Source organism: Bradyrhizobium sp. 23AC (assembly GCF_054863025.1).
Window position 1 is genome coordinate 1,055,159 of record NZ_JAVAYN010000001.1, and the last position, 22,871, is coordinate 1,078,029.

19 protein-coding genes are annotated in these 22,871 nt (G+C 65.8%); 8 read left to right on the top strand and 11 right to left on the bottom strand.

What is annotated here, in order from left to right; all coding sequences use genetic code 11:
• Positions 1-202 precede the first annotated feature (202 nt).
• A complete protein-coding gene (locus RAD10_RS04990; RefSeq protein ID WP_461616542.1) occupies positions 203-1,177 on the bottom strand; it encodes an NADPH:quinone oxidoreductase family protein in 975 nt (324 codons plus the stop codon).
• Between the two features lie 218 nt (positions 1,178-1,395).
• On the opposite strand from RAD10_RS04990, the gene RAD10_RS04995 reads away from it, so the two are divergent.
• The 7 genes from RAD10_RS04995 (at position 1,396) to RAD10_RS05025 (ending at position 9,229) form a co-directional block, all read left to right on the top strand.
• On the top strand, positions 1,396-2,235 hold the full coding sequence (locus tag RAD10_RS04995) for an SDR family oxidoreductase (protein WP_461616543.1): 840 nt from the start codon (positions 1,396-1,398) through the stop codon (positions 2,233-2,235).
• Between the two features lie 117 nt (positions 2,236-2,352).
• Entirely contained in the window at positions 2,353-3,000 is a 648-nt protein-coding gene (locus tag RAD10_RS05000) for an invasion associated locus B family protein (RefSeq protein WP_461616544.1), read from the top strand.
• A 237-nt stretch (positions 3,001-3,237) separates the two neighbouring features.
• On the top strand, positions 3,238-4,443 hold the full coding sequence (gene rlmN / locus RAD10_RS05005) for a dual-specificity RNA methyltransferase RlmN (protein ID WP_104465589.1): 1,206 nt from the start codon (positions 3,238-3,240) through the stop codon (positions 4,441-4,443).
• Positions 4,444-4,569: 126 nt separating this feature from the next.
• Positions 4,570-5,064, top strand: coding sequence for a hypothetical protein (locus tag RAD10_RS05010; protein WP_461616545.1), 495 nt, complete (start codon positions 4,570-4,572; stop codon positions 5,062-5,064).
• A 95-nt stretch (positions 5,065-5,159) separates the two neighbouring features.
• Complete coding sequence (locus RAD10_RS05015; protein WP_461616546.1) at positions 5,160-5,936, top strand: phosphatase PAP2 family protein; 777 nt, start codon at positions 5,160-5,162, stop codon at positions 5,934-5,936.
• Positions 5,937-6,029: 93 nt separating this feature from the next.
• Positions 6,030-7,367: an argininosuccinate synthase gene (gene argG, locus RAD10_RS05020; protein ID WP_091965052.1), complete on the top strand. Its 1,338-nt coding sequence runs from the start codon at positions 6,030-6,032 to the stop codon at positions 7,365-7,367.
• A 104-nt stretch (positions 7,368-7,471) separates the two neighbouring features.
• Positions 7,472-9,229, top strand: coding sequence for an alkaline phosphatase (locus RAD10_RS05025; RefSeq protein WP_461616547.1), 1,758 nt, complete (start codon positions 7,472-7,474; stop codon positions 9,227-9,229).
• A gap of 64 nt (positions 9,230-9,293) precedes the next feature.
• On the opposite strand, the gene RAD10_RS05030 is transcribed toward RAD10_RS05025, so the two are convergent.
• The 10 genes from RAD10_RS05030 to sdhC form a co-directional block, all read right to left on the bottom strand.
• A complete protein-coding gene (locus RAD10_RS05030; RefSeq protein WP_461616548.1) occupies positions 9,294-11,420 on the bottom strand; it encodes an OmpA family protein in 2,127 nt (708 codons plus the stop codon).
• Between the two features lie 186 nt (positions 11,421-11,606).
• Positions 11,607-11,849 (bottom strand): hypothetical protein, encoded by a 243-nt coding sequence (locus tag RAD10_RS05035; RefSeq protein ID WP_026202099.1) that lies wholly within the window; start codon positions 11,847-11,849, stop codon positions 11,607-11,609.
• Positions 11,850-11,933: 84 nt separating this feature from the next.
• The gene (locus RAD10_RS05040; protein WP_461616549.1) at positions 11,934-12,320 is read right to left on the bottom strand and encodes a VOC family protein; all 387 of its coding nucleotides are present in this window, start codon (positions 12,318-12,320) and stop codon (positions 11,934-11,936) included.
• A gap of 20 nt (positions 12,321-12,340) precedes the next feature.
• The gene (locus RAD10_RS05045) at positions 12,341-13,165 is read right to left on the bottom strand and encodes an FkbM family methyltransferase (protein WP_461616550.1); all 825 of its coding nucleotides are present in this window, start codon (positions 13,163-13,165) and stop codon (positions 12,341-12,343) included.
• Between the two features lie 274 nt (positions 13,166-13,439).
• Positions 13,440-15,395, bottom strand: a complete 1,956-nt coding sequence (locus RAD10_RS05050; RefSeq protein ID WP_461616551.1) for an ABC transporter ATP-binding protein/permease — start codon at positions 15,393-15,395, stop codon at positions 13,440-13,442.
• A gap of 53 nt (positions 15,396-15,448) precedes the next feature.
• Positions 15,449-17,647, bottom strand: coding sequence for a hybrid sensor histidine kinase/response regulator (locus RAD10_RS05055; RefSeq protein WP_461616552.1), 2,199 nt, complete (start codon positions 17,645-17,647; stop codon positions 15,449-15,451).
• A gap of 188 nt (positions 17,648-17,835) precedes the next feature.
• Positions 17,836-18,618 carry a succinate dehydrogenase iron-sulfur subunit gene (locus tag RAD10_RS05060; protein WP_028139274.1) on the bottom strand — a complete coding sequence of 261 codons (783 nt, stop codon included), beginning with the start codon at positions 18,616-18,618 and terminating at the stop codon, positions 17,836-17,838.
• A 107-nt stretch (positions 18,619-18,725) separates the two neighbouring features.
• Positions 18,726-20,561: a succinate dehydrogenase flavoprotein subunit gene (gene sdhA / locus RAD10_RS05065; protein ID WP_461616553.1), complete on the bottom strand. Its 1,836-nt coding sequence runs from the start codon at positions 20,559-20,561 to the stop codon at positions 18,726-18,728.
• A gap of 3 nt (positions 20,562-20,564) precedes the next feature.
• Entirely contained in the window at positions 20,565-20,969 is a 405-nt protein-coding gene (sdhD, locus tag RAD10_RS05070) for a succinate dehydrogenase, hydrophobic membrane anchor protein (protein WP_091965038.1), read from the bottom strand.
• Positions 20,966-21,364: a succinate dehydrogenase, cytochrome b556 subunit gene (gene sdhC, locus RAD10_RS05075; protein ID WP_461616554.1), complete on the bottom strand. Its 399-nt coding sequence runs from the start codon at positions 21,362-21,364 to the stop codon at positions 20,966-20,968. The genes sdhD and sdhC overlap by 4 nt, the downstream gene beginning before the upstream one ends.
• A 516-nt stretch (positions 21,365-21,880) precedes the next feature.
• Here sdhC and RAD10_RS05080 point away from each other — a divergent pair.
• A complete protein-coding gene (locus tag RAD10_RS05080; RefSeq protein ID WP_461616555.1) occupies positions 21,881-22,741 on the top strand; it encodes a sulfite exporter TauE/SafE family protein in 861 nt (286 codons plus the stop codon).
• The last annotated feature ends 130 nt before the right edge of the window (positions 22,742-22,871 follow it).

Genomic DNA, 22,871 nt, shown 5'->3' on the forward strand with positions numbered 1-22,871 from the left:
CAAAAAACGACGACGATTTGCGCGAATCGGGAGAGATTTGGGTTTGATTGCGGCGAAGCCGGGGAATGCACCGCAATTTTGGCGGGAATGGTTGAGGGAGCTTTACCAGGCGACGGCGCACGAAAAAGCTGGCGCAGCTTCAGCGACGCCAGCGATTCGAGCGGTGACAGTTGTGTATGTGGCGATGGCGATGCCTACATCCTCACGGATGCAAAATCACCTTGCCCATGGCCTGACGTCCCGCGAGCACCTTCAGTGCATCCGCTGTCTGCGCCAGCGGGAAGGTGCGGTCGACATGCGACGAGATCTTTCCTTCCGCGGTCCACTTCACGAGCTTCTCGAGATTGGCGCGGTTCTTCTCCGGATTCTGTCGGGTCCAGGCGCCCCAGAACACGCCGCGGATGTCGCAGCCCTTCAAGAGTGCGAGGTTCAGCGGCATCTTCGGAATGTCGCCCGCGGCGAAACCGATCACGAGGAAGCGGCCTTCCCAGGCGATCGAGCGCAGCGCCTTCTCGGCATAGGCACCACCAACCGGATCGAAGATGATGTCGACGCCCTTGCCGCCCGTGAGTTTTCGCAAGCCTTCCTTCAGATCTTCCTTGGCGTAGTTCAAGGTCAGCTCGGCGCCATGCGCTTTCGCGAATTCGAGCTTCTCGTCCGACGAGGCGCAGGCGATCACCTTCAATCCCATCAGCTTGCCGAGCTCGCAGGCGGCAAGGCCGGTGCCTCCGGCCGCACCTAACACCGCAAGCGTCTCGCCCGGCTTCGGGCTGGCGCGATCTTCCAACGCATGCAGCGCCGTGCCGTAGATGATGATGATGCCGGCCGCGCGGTCGTAGTCGAGATTGTCGGGGATCTTCACGATGGATGCCGCCGGCAGCGCGATCTTCTCGCGCGCGCCGTTGTGGCCGCAGGAAGCGACGACGCGGTCGCCGACCTTCAGATCGGTCACGCCGGCGCCGATGCTCTCGATTACGCCCGCGACTTCCGCGGCCGGCGAGAACGGGAATGGCGGCTTGATCTGGTACTTGCCCTGAATCATCAGGATGTCGAAGAAGTTCAGCGCCGCCGCCTTGATCGCGATCACCGCTTCGCCGGGACCGGCCACCGGATCCGGCACTTCAGCCAGCACGAGATCGTCAGGCTGGCAATATTGCGAGCAGAGGATGGCTTTCATGGCGGCACCTTGGACGTTTCGAGTGGAATTATAGTTTGGCCGTTTCTGCCGGATTTAGGCACGGGCGACAATCCGGTTTCTTTGCTGGACGCCATGTTCGGCCTATCCTCGTCATTGCGAGCGCAGCGAAGCAATCCAGACTATTTCCGCCGGACGGATTCCGGATTGCTTCGCTGCGCTCGCAATGACGGAGCAAGAAGAAAGGGAGGATTCAAACGATGTTTGAAACAGGCCTGCTGAGGGACAAGCGCATCCTCGTCACCGGCGGTGGCTCCGGCCTTGGCGCGGCGATGGGACGCCGTTTCCTCGCGCTCGGTGCCGAGCTCGTGATCTGCGGCCGCAAGCTCGACCGGCTGGACGCAACCGCGAGCGAGCTGCGCGAAGAGACCGGTGGCAAGGTCACCACCATCGCCTGCGACATCCGCGACGGCGCCGCCGTCGACAGCATGATGGAGCAGATCTGGCGCGAGGCCCCGCTCGATATTCTCGTCAACAACGCCGCTGCGACGTTCATCGCACAGAGCGAGCATTTATCGTTCCGAGCAGCCGATGCGATCCTCGCGCCGACGCTGCATGGCGCGATGTATTGCACGCTCGCCGCCGGCAGGCGCTGGATCGAGGACAAGCATGGCGGCGTCGTGCTCTCGATCCTCTCGACTTCGACCATCACCGGCCGCGCCTTCACCGTGCCCTCGGCGATGGCGAAGTCGGCGCTGCTGGCGATGACCAAAAGCCTCGCGGTGGAATGGGGGCCGAAAGGCATCCGCACCGTCGCCATCGCCCCGGGTCCGTTCCCGACCGCGGGCGCGTCGGGGCAGCTCCGACCCGAAGGCCGTGACGAAGGCTGGACCGCGCGCAATCCGCTTGGCCGGACCGGAGAGCACAGCGAGCTCGCCGACCTTGCCAGCTTCCTGGTCTCGGACCGCGCCGGCTACATCAATGGCGAGATGGTCGTCATCGACGGTGGCGCACATTTGCGCAGTTCCGGCGCCGAGGATTTGTTGCGTTGGACCGAGACGCAATGGGCCGACCAGCGCGCCGCGCGATCCAAAGCTTAAGGCGCCGCTGATACCGCTAACTGCCTTCCCAAATTGGACTTTCCCGGCTATCCCTGCCGGGGGACAAAGCGCGGCCGGGCCATCTTCCAGTCACAATATTGAGGGAACCACTCCAGCATGTGGCGGGTGCTATCTTTAGCTTTGATGATCGGCATGATGACGTGCGGGATCGCCGATCTTGCGCGGGCGCAGACGGCGCAACCGGCGCCGAAGGCCGCGCCGAAGTCGGCGGCTCCGCCGGCCAATGCGGCTGCGAAGAGTGCGGCAAAGCCCGAGAGCAAGCCTGCGGTCCCGCCCGCGGCGGTTGCGGGGGGCGCGGAGCCGACCCTGATCGGCCAGTTCGGCACCTGGGGCGCTTATTCGGCCACCCCCAACGGCAAGAAGGTCTGCTTCGCGCTGGCAAAACCCTCGTCGTCGAAGACCAATCCGCCGAATCGGCCGCGCGATCCCGCTTATGCCTTCGTCTCGACCCGTCCGGCCGAGAAGGTGAACAACGAAGTCTCGGTCATGATCGGCTACGCGCTGAAGCCGGGCTCGGAATCGTCGGTCGAGGTCGGCGGCGCCGCCTTCGCCATGTACACGCAGGGCGACGGCCTCTGGATCAAGAACGCGGCCGAGGAGGAGCGGATGGTCGAAGCCATGCGCAAATCCGCCGAGCTGGTCGTCAAGGGTGTCTCGGCCAAGGGCACCGAGACGACCGACACGTTCTCGCTGAAAGGCCTCGCCCAGGCGCTGGACAAGATCGCCCAGGATTGCCGGCGGTAAGCCTCTCGGCTTAGTCCTTTAAGGCTAAGCGACAGCCATGGTCGCAATCGGCTGTTCCGGTTGCTATATAGGGCCGGTTCCAGATTTCTTCCGTCATTCCGGGGCGATGCGCAGCATCGAACCCGGAATCTCGAGGTTCCCCGGTGCGCAGTTGCGCACCTGAGGTCTGGTCCTCAGGGTCGCTTTGCGATCCCTTCGGACCATTCCGAAACGACGCAAAACCTTTAGGTCCATTCAATGCAACCGACGACGACCGAGCCGCATAACGCAATCCTGGTGGAGAAGACGCCACTTGAGACCTATGTGCCGCCGGCGAGGCCCTCGCTGATCGGTCTGTCGCGCACCGAGCTTGCCGATCGCCTCGGCGAGATCGGCGTCGCGCCGGCGCAGCGCAAGATGCGCGTGCAGCAGCTCTGGCACTGGCTCTATTTCCGCGGCGCCCAGAGTTTCGACGATATGACTTCGATCTCGAAGGGCATTCGCGCCGAGCTCGCACAGCATTTTACGGTCGACCGGCCCGAAGTCGTGGCCGAGCAGATCTCCAACGACGGCACCCGGAAATGGCTGCTGCGTCTGCCGAGCGGCGACAATGTCGAGCGCGCCCATGAAGTCGAGTGCGTCTACATTCCCGAGACCGATCGCGGCACGCTCTGCGTCTCCTCGCAGGTCGGCTGCACGCTGAATTGCTCCTTCTGCCACACCGGCACGCAGCGCCTGGTGCGCAATCTCACCGCCGGTGAGATCGTCGGACAGATCATGGTGGCGCGGGATCGATTGAATGATTGGGCCGATCGCGAGGACGGCACGCGCCGCGTCACCAACATCGTGATGATGGGGATGGGCGAGCCGCTCTACAATTTCGACGCGGTGCGCGATGCGCTGCTGATCGTCGGCGACAATGAAGGCATCGGCATCTCCCGCCGCCGCATCACGCTGTCGACCTCGGGCGTGGTGCCGAACATCGTGCGCGCCGGCGAGGAGATCGGCGTCATGCTCGCGATCTCGCTGCATGCGGTACGCGACGAGCTGCGCAACGAGCTGGTGCCGCTCAACCGCAAATATCCGATCAAGGAGCTGCTGCAGGCCTGTCGCGACTATCCCGGCGCCTCGAATGCGCGCCGCATTACCTTCGAATATGTGATGCTCAAGGGCGTCAACGATTCGCTCGACGATGCAAAATTGCTGGTGAAGATGCTCAAGGGCATTCACGCCAAGATCAACCTGATCCCGTTCAATCCCTGGCCCGGCACCGCGTACGAGTGTTCGGACTGGGACCAGATCGAAAAATTCTCCGAATACATCTTTAACGCCGGCTATTCCTCGCCGGTGCGTACCCCGCGTGGCCGCGACATCCTCGCCGCCTGCGGCCAGCTCAAGTCGGAGACCGAAAAGCTCAGCGCCAGGGAACGCCAGGCGCTGCGCGCCATGGCGATGACGGATTGAGGATGCGTGCCTGCGTCTCGCATCTTCGTCATTGCGAGCGAAGCGAAGCAATCCAGAATCCCTCCGTGGCGGCAGTCTGGATTGCTTCGCTGCGCTCGCAATGACGACTACGGTGGCTTCCCCCGCATGTCCCTGATCGGCCGCCTCATCGTCATCTTCATCGGCTTCCTCGCCGCCTGTTTCGTCGGCGGCATGATCGTGGTCGTCGCGCTGCTGTTTCCGGAGTTCGCCGATCTCGGCGCCGGCCCAGTCGATCAGGGCGCGATCGACATCCTGCTCGGCTTCGGCTTCATCTTCATCTCCGGCTTTGCGCTGGTGCCGGCGGCAGTGATCGTTGCGATCACCGAAGCCCTCTACATCCGCAGCGCGCTCGCTTACGCCGTTGGCGGCGGCCTCGTCGGGCTTGCCTGCTATCTCGGCCTCGTTCCCTTTCACTCCGACACGTTTCAGTTCGAAGGCATCGTGCGGCGCCATCTGGAGATCATGACCGGCGCCGGCATCGTCGCCGGCATCGTCTATTGGCTGATCGCCGGCCGCAATGCCGGCGCCTGGCGCATCCCGCCGCCCCCGCGCCGGCCGCCTCCACCGCTGCCGTCGAATTCGAGGCCGGACGCGCGGTAGGTTGCTTCGAGATTCCGGGTTCGGCTCCGCGAGCCGCCCCGGAATGACCCTGGCAAGGGTTTCCATCGCCTCTCCACTCCGCTAAACCGCGCGCCATGAACCGGACTGGACTCTTCATCGCCCTGGCGCTGTGGCTCGTGATCGGCGTCGTTTTCGGCCTCTATCCCGAGCTCGATCTCAAGCTCGCGTCGCTGTCCTTCGACCCCCAAACCAAAACCTTTCCGCTCAAGCTGAACGACTGGGCGGGCTTTGCGCGTGACGCCGCGATGTGGGTCGCCTGGGCCTTCGTGCTGCCCTCGCTTGTGGCGCTCGTGGTCAAGATGATCCGGCCCGATCGTCCCTTGATGGTGTCGGGGCGCGCGATCGTGTTTCTGCTGGTCACGATCATCATGTCGGCCGGCATCCTCACCAACCTCACCTTCAAGACCTATTGGGGCCGCCCGCGCCCGGTGGTGGTGACGCAGTTCGCCGGCGACCAGCAGTTCGTGGCCTGGTGGGATCCGCGCGGCGATTGCGTGCGCAACTGCTCGTTCTTCTCGGGCGAGGGCGCGACCGCGTTCTGGACGCTGGCGCCGGCCGCGCTGGCGCCGCCGGCATGGCGCCCGCTCGCTTATGCCGGCGCGGTGGTGTTCGGCGCCGTCACCAGCGGGCTGCGCATGGCCTTTGGCGGCCATTTCTTCACCGATGTGGCGATCGCCGGCCTCGTCAGTTTCGTCGTGATCTGGTTTGCCTACGCGCTGATCTACCGCTGGCCACGGACCCGGTTCTCGGACGAGGCGGTGGATGCCGCCCTGACCCGGCTGAACATGCCCGCCTACCGGCTCCGCCGGCGCCTGTTCGGCGGCAAGACCGGTCCCGAACCCTCGGTTTAAGCCATTAAATGGGTGCCGAGCCTCGCGAAATTTGATATTCGCGCGGTCAACCCGTCCATGACATCAGCCCCTTGAGACCCGATTGGAAGCGCCATGACCACGATCCTGAAAAGCCTGCCCAAGGGTGAGAAAGTCGGCATCGCTTTTTCGGGCGGCCTCGACACCTCCGCGGCGCTGCTCTGGATGAAGCAGAAGGGCGCGCGCTGCTACGCCTACACCGCCAATCTCGGCCAGCCCGACGAGGCCGACTACAACGAGATCCCGCGCAAGGCGATGGAGTTCGGTGCCGAGAAGGCCCGGCTCGTCGATTGCCGCACGCAGCTGGTCCATGAAGGCATCGCCGCGATCCAGTCGGGCGCCTTCCATATCTCGACCGGCGGCATCACCTATTTCAATACCACCCCGCTCGGCCGCGCCGTCACCGGCACGATGCTGGTCGCGGCGATGAAGGAAGACGGCGTCAACATCTGGGGCGACGGCTCGACCTTCAAGGGCAACGACATCGAGCGCTTCTACCGCTACGGCCTGCTCACCAATCCCGGCCTGAAGATCTACAAGCCCTGGCTCGACCAGCAGTTCATTGACGAGCTCGGCGGCCGCGCCGAGATGTCGGCATTCATGACCGCGCAGGGCTTTGCCTACAAGATGAGCGCCGAGAAGGCGTATTCGACCGACAGCAATCTGCTCGGCGCCACGCACGAAGCCAAGGACCTCGAGAGCCTCGACAGCGGCATCAAGATCGTCAACCCGATCATGGGCGTGCCGTTCTGGCGCGACGACTGCGCCGTCAAGGCCGAGAAAGTCGTGGTTCGTTTCGAGGAAGGCCAGCCAGTCGCGCTCAACGGCCAGACCTTCGCCGATCCCGTCGCGCTGTTCCTGGAAGCCAACGTCATCGGCGGCCGCCACGGCCTCGGCATGAGCGACCAGATCGAGAACCGCATCATCGAGGCCAAGAGCCGCGGCATCTACGAAGCGCCGGGCATGGCGCTCTTGCACATCGCCTATGAGCGCCTCGTCACCGGCATCCACAACGAGGACACCATCGAGCAGTACCGCATCAGCGGCATGCGCCTGGGTCGCCTGCTCTATCAGGGCCGCTGGTTCGACTCGCAGGCGCTGATGCTGCGCGAGACTGCGCAGCGCTGGGTCGCGCGCGCCGTCACCGGCGAGGTGACGCTGGAGCTGCGCCGCGGCAACGATTATTCGATCCTCAACACCGAGAGCCCGAATCTCACCTATGCGCCTGAAAGGCTCAGCATGGAGAAGGTCGAGGATGCCGCGTTCTCGCCGGCCGACCGTATCGGTCAGCTGACCATGCGCAACCTCGACATCGCCGACACCCGCACCAAGCTGAAGCTCTACAGCGACACCGGCCTGCTCTCGGGCAGCGAAGGCTCGCAGATCTTCCGGCTCGAGAGCGACAAGGGTTGAGGCCTTTTGCCGCCCGATCGGGCGATGGACGACATAATGACGGTGTCATCCTCGGCCGTTAGGCTCCCCGCTTCCCCCTGAATGGGCATCGCGGAGCATCGAACATGGTCAAGGGATCGGCCGTCGCCTCTCTCATCGTCTTGCTTTGGACAACGTCACTGTCGGCACAGACGATCTATCCGATCGATCGTGCCGAGATCCTTGCCGGAGCCCAATTCGACTTCAAGGTCGAATTCCCCGGGCCGGTCGATCCCGCCAGCTTGAAGGTCACGGTGAACGGCGCGGATTATGCGACCACGTTCGGCCGTTCAGGGACCTTCATTGAGCGCGAGGACGGCAAGGAGCAGTCGGCGCTGATTCTGCGCGACGTCACGCTGACAACGCCGGGCAGCATTGTCGTGGACGTCAGCGAGGGCACGCGCCAGCGCAGCGTCACATGGACGGTCTACGACACGGGTCCGCGCAAGGCGAAGAACGTCATCCTGTTCATCGGCGATGGCATGTCGCCGGCGCATCGGGTCGCGGCCCGAATCCTGTCCAAGGGCATTACGGAGGGCAAGAGCCGCGGCAAGCTCGCCATCGACGACATGCCTCATATGGCACTGGTGGCGACCGCGGGCTCGGACTCGATCATCACGGACTCCGCGAACTCGGCCAGCGCCTATGCGACCGGGCACAAGAGTGCCGTCAACGCTCTCGGCGTCTATGCGGACCGCACCGCAAGCCCGTTCGACGATCCCCGGGTCGAAACCATCACGAGCCTCGCCAAGAGGCGGCTCGGCATGGCGATCGGCATCGTCACCAACACCGAGATCGAAGACGCGACGCCGGCGGCGATGGTCGCGCATACGCGCAGGCGCGCCGCTTATGACGAGATCGTCGAGCAGTTGTTCGCGGCCAGGCCGGATGTGCTGATGGGCGGCGGCAGCGCGAATTTCCTGCCGAAATCTGCCGCCGGCTCCAAGCGTAAGGACGAGACCGACTACATCGCGAAGTTTCGTGACGCAGGCTATCAGGTGGCGACCACCGCGAGCGAGCTCGGTGCTTCTGCAGCAAAGCCGGAGACCAGCAAGCTGCTCGGCCTCTTCGCCGCCGGCAACATGGACGGCGTGCTGGACCGCAAATTCCTCAAAGCCGGCGGCGTGAAGAAGTTTCCCGAGCAGCCTGACTTGACCGAGCAGGTGCAGGCAGCGCTGAACATCCTGGCGAAGAACGAGGCCGGTTTCTTCCTGATGGTCGAGTCCGGAATGATCGACAAATACGCGCATTTGCTCGACATGGAGCGCGCCGTCTTCGACACGATCATGCTCGACAACGCGGTGCGTCAGACCCGTGAATGGGCGCGTGCGCGTGGCGAGGACACCCTCATCCTGGTGTTGGCGGACCACAATCATCCCAACAGCCTCGTCGGCACGGTGAATGACGACATGGGCACCGCGCCCAACGTGTCGCTGCGCGAGCGCGTCGGCGTCTACGACCAGGCCGGGTTTCCGAATTATCCGGCGCCGGATGCGGAGGGTTATCCGGCCCGCATCGACGTGAGCCGGCGGCTTGCCATCTTCTCGGCCAGCCTGCCGGACCATTACGAGACGTTCCGCCCGAAGCTCGACAATCCCAACGAGCCGACGGTGAAAGCTGCGGAGGACGGGACGTTCAAGGCCAACGACAAATACAAGGATGTTCCGGGCGTCGTGCTGCGCCCGGGCAATCTGCCGGCGATGATCGGCGCCAGTGTGCATTCGGGTGAGGATGTCATCCTCACGGCGACGGGGCCGGGCAGCGATCATGTGCGCGGCTCGATGGACAATACTGAAGTCTTTCGCGTCATGGTCGACGCGTTGGGGCTGGCCGCTCGGCAATAGCGGCAATGCTCTCCAAACAAAAATGGCCGGGATTGCTCCCGGCCATTTGCATTTGTGTTTCGCCTCAGCGCGGCGGGGCGGTGCCGGGCGGGGGCGGCGGCAGCGAGGCCTGACCGCCGTTGAGCAGCGGCGTGATGTTGCGGATGGTCACGCGCCGGTTGATCAGGCTCGGACCCTGCGACTGCTCCTTCAGATACTGCTCGCCATAGCCCTGCGATGTCAGGTTCTCCGCGGGCACGTTGAATTGCTGCGTCAGCAATTCGGCCGCGGACTGCGCACGACGGTCCGACAATGACAGATTGTCGACCTCGTTGCCGACCGCGTCGGTGTGTCCCTCGATCAGGAACACCGCGCGCGGGTTCTGCTGAATCGCCTGGTTGAGGCCGTCGGCGATCACCTGCAGCCGGGCCGCCTGGTCCGGCGGGATGGTCCACGATCCCGTCTCGAAGTTGATCGTGTTGACGTCGATGCTCGGCATCTGCATGCGAACATTGGGGCTGTAGCGGATCTCGTCGAGCGAGTAACGCCGATCGATCCGCTGCACCGGCGGTGCCACCATGGTCTGGTAGATCACGTCCGGCGATGCCTCCTGGGCGTCGACGATGTAGCGATCATAGGGAATGTTCACGACCGGCGGCGGCACGTCGACATAGAAGCCGCCGACTGCCCGCGGATCGCGGTAGGTGTTGTCGATGATGACGAGCTCGCCCCCGCGGGGGTCCCTGCGGATTCGCCGCCGCAGAGAACCGTCCGCACCGACCACGGTGATGATCTCGCTGCCGTCGGGACGGACCACGACGGTGCGGGTTTCACCGCCGACGGTGTCGGTGCGGATGTCACGGGCGCCATAGCGGAAGCGATAGAGGTCGTTGCCGCGGACATAAGCCTGCCCGCCCGGATCGCGGATGATGATGCGGTCCGGCTCGGTGTAGACGGTGCGGCCGCCTTCGACGACCTCGCGTCGCTGGCTGTGCATGTCGGCAATGGTGGCGCCGATCACGGCGCCGGCCACCACGCCTGCACCGATCGCGAGCGGGGTCAGGTCGCGCTGCTGCGGGCGCGGCGGCGGCGGCAAGGGCGCGGCGATCGTCGGCGCGGCCCGGAAGGCGGGCGCGACCGTCGGCGGCCTGTATTGTGCCCTGTCGGGCGGCGGCGCGGCGGCCGGTGTGCCAGGGACGACGGTCGGCGCGGCAGCGCCGGCGGGAGGCGCCGGCGGCCGGGGCGGGGCACCAGCCTGCGGGCCGGCAGGCGGGGTTCCGGCCGCGGGCGGCGTTGCACCCTGCTGACCAGGGGTTGGCGTCGCAGTCGGGGCCGGAGCCGCGCCGGGGGCCGGCGTCGCCGCACCCGGACGTCCGGGCGGTGGCGTCGGCGTGCTGCCGGGAGCCGGCGTGGCCGTCGCAGCGGGCGCGGCACCGGGAGCCGGCGATCCTGCAGCCGGAGGCGTGCCGGGACGTCCGCCGGGCGGCGGTGCACCGGGACGGCCCGCCGGCGGTGCGCCAGGCGTGCTGCCCGGAGCCGGCGTTGCGGTCGGCGCGGGTGTCGCAGTCGGGGCAGGTGTGGCGGTCGGAGCAGGCGCTCCCGGTCGCGCCGTCGGCGCTGCGGGCGCGGGAGAAGGCGTCGCCGTGGGTGCCGGGGCGGGGCGGCCCGGAGGCGTTGCAGCGGGCGGCGGCGCTGGCGGCGTCGGAGCCGGACGTGCTGCGGGAGGCGGCGGCGTCGGTGCGTGCTGCGGAGCTGCAGCAGGCGGCGGTGCCGGCGGCGTGGGAGCCGGGCGTGCCGCAGGCGGCGGAGGCGTCGGGGCGTGCTGCTGCGGCGCTGCGGCCGGCGGCGGCGACGGTTGCTTCGGTGCGGCAGGCGGCGGTGGTGGCGGCGGCGGGGCCGGACGGGCCGCAGGTGGCGGCGGAGGCGGTGGCGGCGCGGCGGGACGCGGCGGTGCGGCAGCCGGCGGCGGCGCAGCGGGCGGGTGGGGCGGTGCAGCGGCGGGCGGCGGAGCGGCCGGGCGCGCGGGCCCAGCAGGCGGCGCAGCCGCGGGTCCCTTCGGCGGCTGCTTCGGTTTTCCGTCAGGGCCCGTGTCTTGAGGCTGCGCCTGTGCGACCACGAGCGGCGGCGCACTTTGCGCTTGCGATGCGGAGCTTGCGAATTGCATCGCGGTCAGAGCCGTCGTCGCGAGCAGCACGAAACGAAGATTGGTCATGGTGGTGAACTTCCCCGGAAGGTTCTTTGACGAAGTGTTGGGATGAACAGCTACGCGTTAGGCCGGATTGTGGCGGGCGATGCGGTCGCGGCCCGATTTATTTCTGCACGGAAATCACGTCACTCCGGCAACGTTCATTGCGCATTCAGACGCTGGTTGCAATTGCCCCACATGTGATCGGCCGCTTCATGCGCGATCCCGCGGAGGAATTGCATCCGTCGCAGGATTCGGCGTCAGCGGCCCGTTCGGCCCGCGCGATGGAATCTCTTCAGGCATGCGGCCCGGCAATTCGTCGGGCCGCGGTGGCGAGCCGGGTTCGCGCACCGGCGGCGTGATTTCAGGCTGCGGATTGCCCGGCGGAATGCCGGGCGGCGGTTCGGCTGGAGTCCCCGGTGTTGCCGGTGGAATCTCGGGCGGTTCGATCGGCATCGGCATCATCGGGATCAGTTGTCCGGAGAAGAACAACGATGATGCCGCGCCGATGTTCCCTCATCGCGCCGCGCTGGATCTGCCTTATTCCGGCGCGTGGCAGACGGCCTCGATGTTGTGGCCATCAGGGTCGAGCACGAAGGCGCCGTAATAGTTCGCATGGTAATGCGGGCGGATGCCGGGTGGGCCGTTATCGCGGCCGCCGGCCGCGATGGCCGCCTTGTAGAACGCGTCGACGGTGGCGCGGTCCCTGGCCGCGATCGCGACATGCACCGGCTTGTTCATGGCGCCTTCGCCGCCGATCCAGAAATCCGGCTTGCCGTTGGCGCCGAAGCCTGCGGCGGCAGCGTGGCCGGTCTGCTCCGCCGTGACCTCCATGATCAGGCCGTAGCCGAGCGGAGCCAGCGCCTCGGCGTAGAACGCCTTGGCGCGGTCATAGTCGGAGACGGAGAAACCCAGATGGTCGATCATCGTAACCTCCTTCGTCCTTGTCAGCGTGAGAGGAACGTATTGCTTCGTGTCTTGCGCATGATCGCGAATCCACGCGCGACCATGTCGGCAATACAATCCTGCTGCCATTCGTTTTGTGACAGATGCTCGATGACGACCGCGCGCGGCCATAGCGAGGGCGGCGCATCGCGGAAGAAGCCGATCAGCACGCGGTCCTCAAAACCCTCGACGTCGATCTTCAGCGAATCGACTTGGCGGACGCCGGCCTCGTCGAGAATGCGTGTCAGCCGCAGCGACGGCACCTTGATCGCCTCGGCGCTCGCCGTGCCGGTGACGACGTGAGTGGCGCCAAGATTACCGCCGCCGCTCTCGATCATCAGCTCGCCGTCGCTGTCGCCGGCCGCAGCCTGCACCAGGCGCACTTGCGCCGTCTTCGACGCCGCGTGATTGAACGAAAGTCGACCAAACGTCAGCGGATGTGGCTCGATCGCAACCACCTTGCCTGTGGTGCCGACCTGCCGCGCCATCACCAGCGCAAACGTGCCGACATTGGCGCCGACGTCGACGAAGGTGCCGCCCGCCGGGGTATGCTGGCGCAGGAAGTCGAGCTCGTCGAGATTATAATCGGGATTGAACAGTGCGCCGCGCTCGGTCGCGCTGCCCTGGTGATAGAAGCGGAACGATGCGCCCTGATATTGCACGTCGACCGGGCCGCCGCGCAGCAGGTTGACCAGCCGCGACATCCAGGGCCGGAACGCGCCGCGCTTCAGCCCCGACTGCTGTGCGAGGCGAATGATCGCAGCCTGCGCCGCATTGGGCGCAAACGCGCCGAACGGCGCGGACGAAGGGGCGTTGTCGGTCGTCAAGCAGGCGATCCTCGTTGCAAGCGGCGCATGCATAGCCGGTTTTGCGCGGGACTCCAACGCTCGATGCGAGCCACAATCTCGCTGTCGTTCCCGCGAAGGCGGGGACCCATAACCCCAGGGAGGAGTCTGATGCGAGATGCTCACTCCGAGTCGTCGCCAAACTCCTCCCTGTGGGTATTGGTCCCGGATCTGCACGCAGCTCTAGGCAACGCTTCGCGTTACCTAGAGCTGCGCTTGTCCGGGACGACGGAAAGAGTACGTTACACCGCTTCCCTCATGCCGCCTTCTTCGGCGCCTTGCGTTGCCGCAGAAATCGGCCGAGCAGCCTGCGCTTGCCCTTGCGCGGGATCAGCTCGATGTCGCTGACGAGCTTGGCGCCGCCCTTGCGGCGCTCCAGCACGATCTTGCGGCTGTGGAAGGCTTCCAGCTCGGCACGATGCGCGACGCTGACGATGGTCGCCTTCGGCAGCTCGTCGGTGACCGTCTTCATCATCTTGTCCTGGCTCTTCTCGTCGAGCGCCGAGGTCGCCTCATCCAGCACGACGATATCGGGGTTGTGCAGCAGCAGCCGCGCGAAGGCGAGGCGCTGTTTCTCGCCGCCTGACAGCGTCTGGTCCCACGGACCCTCTTCCTCGATCTTCTCCTTGAGATGATCGAGGCCGACCTTGTGCAGGGCTTCGCCGATCTCCTCCACGGTCCAGTGGTCGGCGGCGCCGGGATAGGCGACCGCGCGGCGCAGCGAGCCGGAGGGCACGTAGGGCCGCTGCGGCAGCATGAACAGGCGCCGGTCGGCATGGAAATTGACGCTGCCGCCGCCCCAGGGCCAGAGGCCTGCGATCGCGCGCACCAGCGTGCTCTTGCCGGTGCCGGATTCGCCGGCCACCAGCAGCCGTTCGCCGGGCTCGATCACCACCTCGGTCTCGCCGACCACGGCCGTGCCGTCGTCGAGCGTGACCGAGAGGTCGTTCAGCTCCAGCATGGCGTCGTTGCGGGTCTCGCCGCGCTTGATGCGGCCGAGGCCATCGCCTTGCTCGGCGCGTTCGAGGCCGTCGAGCGACATCATCAACGAGGCGATGCGGCGCGCGCAGGCATTCCAGTCGGCGAGCCGCGGATAATTGTCGACCAGCCAGCCGAACGCGCTCTGCACGATGGTGAAGGCGGAGGCCGCCTGCATCACCTGTCCGAGCGTCATGCTGCCGTCGAGGAATTTTGGCGCGCAAAGCAAAAGCGGCACGACGGGCGCAACCAGGCTCGATCCCTGCGACACCAGCGTGGTGCGCATGTGTTGGCCGGCGAGCTGCGCCCATTGCCTGAGCACCCTGGTGAAGTTGCGGTCGATGCCGTCGCGCTCTTCCTCCTCGCCGCCGAGCAGCGCGATGCTCTCGCCGTTCTCGCGCACGCGCGTCAGCGTATAGCGGAAATCGGCCTCGGCCTGGTTCTTGTCCTCGGAGACCTGGACGAACTGACGGCCGATCACCAGGATCGAGCCGGACGCGATCGCGGCGTAGAGCATCGCGGCGATCACGAGGAAGCCGGGAATGGTGATGCTCGTGCCGCCGAACGTGACGCTGAGGGCGCCGCCGATGGTCCAGAGCACGACGATGAAGGTCGCGGCCGAGAGCAGCGCCGAGGTGACGCCCGCGAGGAAATCGACCGGCGAATCGGTCGCGATGCGCAGATCCTCCGCAATCCGGTATTCCGGATTCTCGTGGTCGCCGCGGACGAGGTTGAGCTGGTAGTAGCGCCCGTTGGCGAGCCACCGCGTCAGCACGCTCGCAGTCAACCAGGCCCGCCAGCGCCGCTGGATGCCCATGCGCGCGAACACCTGGATGACGCCGAGCACGATGCTGCCGATCGCAAGCGGGAAGAACAATGCGGTGAGATGGAAGACGGTGGTCGCATCGCGTTTCTCGATCGCGTCGAAGATCGCCCGGTTCCAGACATTGATGCCGTACTGGAAGCCGACGGTCAGGACGATCAGCGCGCCGAGGCCGAGCGAGAATGGCCAGGCGAGGCGATCGCCGTTGCGTCCCCAGAAGCCGCGCGCGCTGATCCAGAACCGCGTCAGCAGGTAATCCTTGCGGGCCTGCTCCGCTTCCTCGGGCGTTAGCTCCGGGTCAGGCTCGAGCAATTCCGGCGGTGGCGCGGCGACCTCGTCGCCATTCTCGCCCTCGATCCCGACGATGGGCGGTTTGGGGCCCTGTTCGCGCTTGGCGGCCGGCTTTTGCATGAGCGGACAACGCGAAGGAAATCAACCGGTTCCCTCGGGTTCCGCATGGCGCCTCACTCGGCCGCGCCGTCCCGGACGCGCCGGATCCGCGCCGCCCGGTGGAGAACGCGCGACAATTCCTCGATCGAATAGGGCTTTTGCACGAGCTCGAAACCGGTCACGCCCTCTTGCGACAGGGCCTGGCTGTAGCCCGTGGTCAGCACGACCGGCACGTCGATGCCGCGATCGCGGATCGCCTGCGCCAGATCGAGCCCGGTCATCCCAGGCATCACCACGTCCGTGAACACGACGTCGAAGCGATCCGCGTCCATGACGAGCTCGGCGAGTGCATCGGTGGCGTTGTCGACCAGCGTGATGCTGTAGCCGAGTTCGGTGAGGCCGTCGGCGGCGAAATTGGCAAGCTCGATATTGTCCTCGACCAGCAGCACCGACATGCCGCTGCCGGCCACCGCCGGCGCCGTGTTCGGCGCCTGCCGCTGCGGCAGCAGGTCCGGCGGCACGCGCGGCAGATAGAGCGAGAAGGTGCTGCCGTGCCCGACCTCGCTCGTCACCGTCACCTCGCCGCCGGATTGCCGGGCGAAGCCGAACACCTGGGACAGGCCGAGGCCGGTGCCATGGCCGACCTGCTTGGTGGTGAAGAACGGCTCGAAGATGCGCTCCAGTCGGGCGGCAGGAATGCCGATGCCGGTGTCGCTGACGGTCACGCTGATGAAGCCGCGGTTTGCCAGGTTCTGGTTTCCCAAGCTCTGGCTTCCCAAGTTCTGGCTTTCCAAGCTCTGGCTGCCTGGGGCATGGGCCAGCGTGTCCGGAACGGTCGTCGCGGCCTCGACCGTGAAAACGATCCTGCCCTTGCCCTGCATGGCATCGCGCGCGTTGGTCGCCATGTTGATCAGCGCCGTCTCGAACTGGCCGGCATCGGCATGGACGAGGCAGGGCTCGGTGGGCAGGCGCATGGTGATCTCGATGGCCGGCCCCAGCAGCGGCGCCAGCATGTCGTGCAGCGCCTGCATCCGCTCGCCGACGTCGAACACCTCCGGCTTCAGGGTCTGACGCCGCGCAAAGGCGAGCAGCTGCGAGGTCAGCTTCGCCGCGCGCGCCACCGCGTCCGCAATGGCCGTGATGTAGCGCTGCCGCCGCTCCTCCGTCAGTTGCGGCCGGTTCAACAGGTCGACCGAGGCGCGGATCACCGTCAGCAGATTGTTGAAATCATGCGCGACGCCGCCGGTGAGCTGTCCGAGCGCCTCCAGGCGCTGGCTGTGCTTGAGCGCCTCCTCGGCCTCACGCCGTTTGGCGGCTTCGGCCTGAAGGTGCTGCGTGCGCCGCAACGCCAGCGCCAGCAACAGAAACAGGAGTGCGGTGGCGGGAATGCCGAACACCAGATGCTGGCCCATGGTGGCGAGCCAGCGCGCGCGGATCGCCGAGGTCTCGAGCCCGGCGCTGACATAGATCGGATATTCGGCGACGCGCCGGTAGCCGATGCGGCGCTCGATCCCGTCCGAAGGCCAGGCGACCGTGATGAGGCCGTGCTCGGGGTGGGCCGCGATTTCCCGGCCGACCGGTCCGGTCGGATCCAGCCGAAGGTCGCGGTCGAGCCGCGGGAAATGCGCCAGCAGCACGCCGTCCGTGCGTCCCATCGTGAAGAAGCTGCCGGCATCGGAACCGATCCGCGCATAAAAACTCTCGAAATATTCCGGCAGGACGGAGGCCTGGATCACCCCGATGAAGCTGCCGTCGTCGGAGTCGCGGCGGCGGCTCACCCCGAAGAAGCGCGCGCCCTGATAGGGCGGACGGGGCGTCAGGGCCGTGCCGATGAAGCTGCCGATGGTCTGGTCGACATGAGCGTAGAAATAGTCGCGGTCTGCAAAGCGGAGCTCCGGCGGCGGCGAGGCGAGGCTGTTGACCAGCGCTTTTCCGTCCGCATCGAAGATCCAGGCCGATTTGAGCTGAGGCAGCGAATCGGTCAGCCTCCTCAGGCGGCGGTGTAGCGCCGGCTCGCGCGCGCGGATGACGTCGTCGGGAAGGCCGCGCACGACCTCGTTGAGCTCGGCCAGGCTGCGATCGATGGTCTCGAACACCTTGAGCGCGTGCTCATGCACGACGTCGAGCGTGCGCTCGATCTCCCTGTCGGCGATGTCCCTGGTCGAGGTGTAGGAGATCGCGGAGGTGATGATGAACAGCGCAACCGGCAGCGCCAGGGATGCCGCCATCATCCACTGCAACAGTTTCAGCGAGTTGCGTTGCGCCCTCTGCACAGTCGCTCCGTCCCTGACGGGAGCTTAACTGAATCTCGCGCGGGGAAGGAAGCAACTTGTGGCGGAACCGCTGGTTGTGCGCGGGGAACTTGCGCGCAGAGCGGGTCGGAGAAAATTCTACTCGAATTGATCGCGATCTCGGAATGTCCCGGCCGGACTGGCCGGGACAGGAAGCATGAATCGCGCCTTTAGATCTGGCGCTCGACCATCTTGAGCTTGAGCTCGGCGATGGCTTCGGCCGGGTTCAGTCCCTTCGGGCAGGCCTTGGCGCAATTCATGATGGTGTGGCAGCGGTAGAGGCGGAACGGATCCTCGAGATTGTCGAGCCGCTCGCCGGTCGCCTCGTCGCGCGAATCGGACACCCAGCGGTTGGCCTGGAGCAGCGCGGCGGGGCCGAGATAACGTTCGCTGTTCCACCAATAGCTCGGGCACGAGGTCGAGCAGCAGGCGCACAGGATGCACTCGTAGAGGCCGTCGAGCTTCTCGCGATCCTCGTGGGTCTGGCGCCATTCCTTCTGCGGCGTCGGCGAGGTGGTCTTCAGCCACGGCTCGACCGAGGCGTACTGTGCGTAGAAATTGGTGAGGTCGGGGACGAGGTCCTTCACGACCGGCTGGTGCGGCAGCGGATTGATCTTCACCGCGCCGTCCTTCACGTCGTGCATCGAGCGGGTGCAAGCGAGCGTATTCTGGCCGTCGATGTTCATGGCGCAGGAACCGCAGACGCCTTCGCGGCAGGAGCGGCGGAAGGTCAGCGACGGGTCGATGTGGTTCTTGATCCAGATCAGGCCGTCCAGCACCATCGGACCGCAATCATTGGTGTCGACGTAATAGGTGTCGACGCTCGGATTCTTGCCGTCGTCCGGATTCCAGCGATAGACGCGAAACTCGCGGGTCTCGGTCGCGCCCGCGGGCTTCGGCCAGGTCTTGCCGCCGGAAATCTTGGAGTTCTTCGGAAGTGCGAATTCAACCATTGCTCTAACCTTTCGTCATTCCGGGATGGTCCGAAGGACCAGACCCGGAATCTCGAGATTCCGGATTCGATGCTGCGCATCGCCCCGGAATGACGGCTAATGTTCGCTCAGTACACACGCGCTTTCGGCGGGATGTACTGCACGTCGTTGGTCATGGTGTAGTCGTGAACCGGGCGGTACTCGATCTTGACCTTGCCGGCATCGTCCAGCCAGGCCAGCGTGTGCTTCATCCAGTTCTTGTCGTCGCGCTCGGAGAAGTCCTCGCGGGCATGCGCGCCGCGGCTCTCGGTGCGGTTGGCGGCCGAGTTCATCGTCACCACCGCTTGCGAGATCAGATTGTCGAACTCGAGCGTCTCGACGAGGTCCGAATTCCACACCAGCGAGCGATCGGACACGGCGATGTCGGTGATGCCGCTGTGGACCTTCTCGATCAAATTCTGGCCTTCGCTCAGGACTTCGCCGGTGCGGAACACCGCGCAATTGCTCTGCATCACGTGCTGCATGCCTTCGCGCAGTTTTGCGGTCGGCGTGCCGCCGGAGGCGTAGCGGTAATGGTCGAGGCGGCCGAGCGCGAGCTCGGACGAGTTCGCCGGCAGCTCCGGCTGCTTGGCATTGGGCGCCAGCTTCTCGGCGAGGCGGAGCGCTGCGGCGCGGCCGAACACGACGAGGTCGATCAGCGAGTTGGAGCCGAGGCGGTTGGCGCCGTGCACGGAGACGCAGGCGGCTTCGCCGATCGCCATCAGGCCGGGGATGATGGCGTTGTCGTCGCCGTCCTTCTTGGTCAGGACTTCGCCGTGATAGTTGGTGGGGATGCCGCCCATGTTGTAGTGCACCGTCGGCACGATCGGGATCGGCTCGCGCGTCACGTCGACATTGGCGAAGATCTTTGCGGATTCCGAGATGCCCGGCAGCCGCTCGGCCAGCACCGCGGGATCGAGATGGTCCAGATGCAGGAAGATGTGATCCTTCTTCTTGCCGACGCCGCGTCCCTCGCGGATCTCGATGGTCATCGCGCGCGAGACGACGTCGCGCGAGGCGAGGTCCTTGGCCGACGGCGCGTAGCGCTCCATGAAGCGCTCGCCTTCGGAGTTGACGAGATAGCCGCCTTCGCCGCGCGCGCCCTCGGTGACGAGACAGCCCGAGCCGTAGATGCCGGTCGGGTGGAACTGCACGAACTCCATGTCCTGCATCGGCAGGCCGGCGCGCAGCACCATGCCGCCGCCATCGCCGGTGCAGGTGTGGGCCGAGGTGCAGGAGGCATAGGCGCGCCCGTAGCCGCCGGTCGCCAGGATCACGGTCTGGGCGCGGAAGCGGTGCAGCGTGCCGTCGTCGAGCTTGAGCGCGATGACGCCGCGGCAGGTGCCCTGGTCGTCCATGATCAGGTCGATGGCGAAGAACTCGATGAAGAACTCGGCCGCGTGGCGCAGCGACTGGCCGTACATCGTGTGCAGCATGGCGTGGCCGGTGCGGTCGGCGGCGGCGCAGGTGCGCTGCGCCTGGCCCTTGCCGTAGTCCATGGTCATGCCGCCGAACGGACGCTGGTAGATCTTGCCGTCCTCGGTGCGCGAGAACGGCACGCCCCAATGCTCGAGCTCGTAGACCGCCTCGGGCGCGTTGCGCACCATGTATTCGATCGCGTCCTGGTCGCCGAGCCAGTCCGACCCCTTCACGGTGTCGTACATGTGCCAGCGCCAGTCGTCCTTGTGCATGTTGCCGAGCGAGGCGGAGATGCCGCCCTGCGCCGCCACCGTGTGCGAACGGGTCGGAAACACCTTGGTGATGCAGGCGGTGCGCAGGCCCGCTTCGCCGCAGCCGACCACGGCGCGCAGACCCGCGCCGCCGGCGCCGACCACGACGACGTCATAGGTGTGGTCTTCGATAGGATAGGCTTTGCCGTTGGTGGCGGGAGCGCCGTTGCCCGTGCCATTCGTTGTAGTGGCCATGGGCTACACTCCGGAGGACAGTTTCAGGATCGCGTAGGTCGAGGCGAGCGCCACGGCGACCGAGAAGAAATTGTTGAGCATGATCGAGACGAGCTTCAGCTTCTCGTTATGGACGTAATCCTCGATCACCACCTGCATGCCGATCTTCATGTGCCAGGCGCTGGCGAAGATGAAGAGGAGCAGGATCACCGCGACGGGAATGGAGCTCAGGGTCTGCGCAGCGTAGACCTGGTTGCGGCCGAGAAGCATCACGATGATCACCAGCGCCGGGATCATCAGCAGCGTCATGGCGACGCCGGTGATGCGCTGGCGCCAGAAATCGGACGTGCCGGAATGCGCGGCGCCGAGATTGCGGACGCGGCCGAGCGGGGTGCGCAGGCTGCGCTTCGGCGTTTCGGATGCGCTCATCGTCCACCTCCGTTCGCATAGGCGATGATCCAGATCAGCACCGTCAGCGCGATGCCGCCGATCAGGGCGCCCCAGGTCAGCGCTTCCCGCTCATTGGCCTTGAAGCCGTAGCCGAGGTCCCACACGAAATGCCGGATGCCGCTGAGCATATGGTGCATCAGCGCCCAGGTGTAGCCGAACACGATCAGCCGCCCGACGATGCTGCCGGCGAAGGCCTGGACGTGCGCGTAAGCGGCAGGGCCGGAAGCCGCGGCAACCAGCCACCAGACCAGCAGCAGGGTTCCGAAATAGAGGGCAATACCGGTGGCGCGATGGATGATGGACAGAGCCATCGTCAGCGTCCAGCGGTACACTTGCATGTGCGGCGAGAGGGGTCGTTCGATCCGTGCGGTCATGGGCTTTGATGTTTTATGGCGGCCCAGCAGGGGGCGCGCGGGGATCGGAAAGGTCGGCTCTATTTACGGAGTCGATTTGGCCTGTGCAATCTCCAAATTGCCATAAATCGAATCGTAGTTCAGCTCTAGAGCCTTGATGAAGCAAGGCCAATCAGGGGCTTGGTATACCAGAGCATCGGTCCGCCAGCGAAATTAAGAATACAAATTCATTACTTCGTGGCGTGCGCAGGGCGCATTGAAATCACTATTGGAACGCCTCTAACCCACTGCCCGCCGCTTGCCGCTCGCACCAATCGGTCCGAGCCGGCCGTAGCCGCCTCACCAGGGCCAGGGCGACTCGGCCCGCCGCACGCTGGCTCGGTTTCGCTGGGACCGCGGATATGCGCAGCCGGCATTCCACCCCAGCCGGACGTCCGGTGCGTCGACCACGCAACCCGGATCGCCTAAAGCTGGGACCGCAGCCGTCTCCGGCTGACGTCGGGAGAGGTTGCGACCAGTCGCTGGGGCAGGTCTGGGGTGATTGCAGGACTTGATATCAAGGACATCGTCGAGCTCGCGCTGTTGCTGATCGCAACCGGCGCGCTTTCGGGATTTTTGGCCGGCGTGTTCGGCATCGGCGGCGGCGCGATTCTCGTGCCGGTGTTCTACGAATGCTTTCGCATCGCCGGCGTGCCGCTGGAGGTGCGGATGCCGCTCTGCATCGGCACCTCGCTCGCGGTGATCATCCCGACCTCGATCCGTTCGTTCCAGGCGCATTACAAGCGCGGCGCCGTCGACATGGCCATCCTCAGGGTCTGGTGGTTGCCGATCGTGATCGGCGTGGTCGTCGGCAGCGTCATCGCGCGCTATGCGCCGGAGCGGCTGTTCAAGATCGTGTTCGTCTGCGTCGCCTATTCCGCGGCGGCGCGCCTCATCTTCGCGCGCGAAGGCTGGAAGTTCGGCGACGACCTGCCGAAGGGCCCGCTGATGCGCGCTTACGGCTTCTGTGTCGGCATCCTCTCGACCCTGATGGGCATCGGTGGCGGGCTGTTCTCGAACCTGCTGATGACGTTCTACGGCCGTCCAATCCATCAGGCGGTCGCGACGTCATCGGCACTCGCGGTGCTGATCTCGATCCCCGGCGCGTTCGGCTACATCTATGCGGGCTGGCCGGCGGCGGCGAACTATCCGGCCGTCGCAGCGCTACAAGTGCCGTTCGCGCTCGGCTACGTCTCGCTGATCGGCGCCGTGCTGGTGATGCCGATGAGCCTCGTCACCGCGCCGCTAGGCGTGAGAGCCGCGCATGCGATGTCGAAGCGGACGCTGGAAGTGGCGTTCGGGTGTTATCTGTTTATCGTCGGCAGCCGATTTGTGATGAGCTTGGTCGGCGGGGTGTGAGTGGCGTGCGCCATAACGCTTACCACACACTCCGCTGTCATCGCCCGACTTGATGTTCAGCCCGGGGACATGACCGACGGGTGTTCGGGGACATGGCCGACACATCATAGTGCATGGATTTGGCAGCGTG

Bases quoted from the DNA above. Each gene is read 5' to 3' on its own strand.
- RAD10_RS05015 (WP_461616546.1), top strand. From the start codon at position 5,160: ATGAACCGGACTGGACTCTTCATCGCCCTGGCGCTGTGGCTCGTGATC.
- rlmN (WP_104465589.1), top strand. From the start codon at position 3,238: ATGCAACCGACGACGACCGAGCCGCATAACGCAATCCTGGTGGAGAAG.
- RAD10_RS04995 (WP_461616543.1), top strand. From the start codon at position 1,396: ATGTTTGAAACAGGCCTGCTGAGGGACAAGCGCATCCTCGTCACCGGC.
- sdhA (WP_461616553.1), bottom strand. From the start codon at position 20,561: ATGGCCACTACAACGAATGGCACGGGCAACGGCGCTCCCGCCACCAAC.
- RAD10_RS05010 (WP_461616545.1), top strand. From the start codon at position 4,570: ATGTCCCTGATCGGCCGCCTCATCGTCATCTTCATCGGCTTCCTCGCC.
- RAD10_RS05025 (WP_461616547.1), top strand. From the start codon at position 7,472: ATGGTCAAGGGATCGGCCGTCGCCTCTCTCATCGTCTTGCTTTGGACA.
- sdhC (WP_461616554.1), bottom strand. From the start codon at position 21,364: ATGACCGCACGGATCGAACGACCCCTCTCGCCGCACATGCAAGTGTAC.
- RAD10_RS05060 (WP_028139274.1), bottom strand. From the start codon at position 18,618: ATGGTTGAATTCGCACTTCCGAAGAACTCCAAGATTTCCGGCGGCAAG.
- RAD10_RS05000 (WP_461616544.1), top strand. From the start codon at position 2,353: ATGTGGCGGGTGCTATCTTTAGCTTTGATGATCGGCATGATGACGTGC.
- sdhD (WP_091965038.1), bottom strand. From the start codon at position 20,969: ATGAGCGCATCCGAAACGCCGAAGCGCAGCCTGCGCACCCCGCTCGGC.
- RAD10_RS05035 (WP_026202099.1), bottom strand. From the start codon at position 11,849: ATGCCGATCGAACCGCCCGAGATTCCACCGGCAACACCGGGGACTCCA.
- RAD10_RS05030 (WP_461616548.1), bottom strand. From the start codon at position 11,420: ATGACCAATCTTCGTTTCGTGCTGCTCGCGACGACGGCTCTGACCGCG.
- RAD10_RS05050 (WP_461616551.1), bottom strand. From the start codon at position 15,395: ATGCAAAAGCCGGCCGCCAAGCGCGAACAGGGCCCCAAACCGCCCATC.
- argG (WP_091965052.1), top strand. From the start codon at position 6,030: ATGACCACGATCCTGAAAAGCCTGCCCAAGGGTGAGAAAGTCGGCATC.
- RAD10_RS04990 (WP_461616542.1), bottom strand. From the start codon at position 1,177: ATGAAAGCCATCCTCTGCTCGCAATATTGCCAGCCTGACGATCTCGTG.
- RAD10_RS05040 (WP_461616549.1), bottom strand. From the start codon at position 12,320: ATGATCGACCATCTGGGTTTCTCCGTCTCCGACTATGACCGCGCCAAG.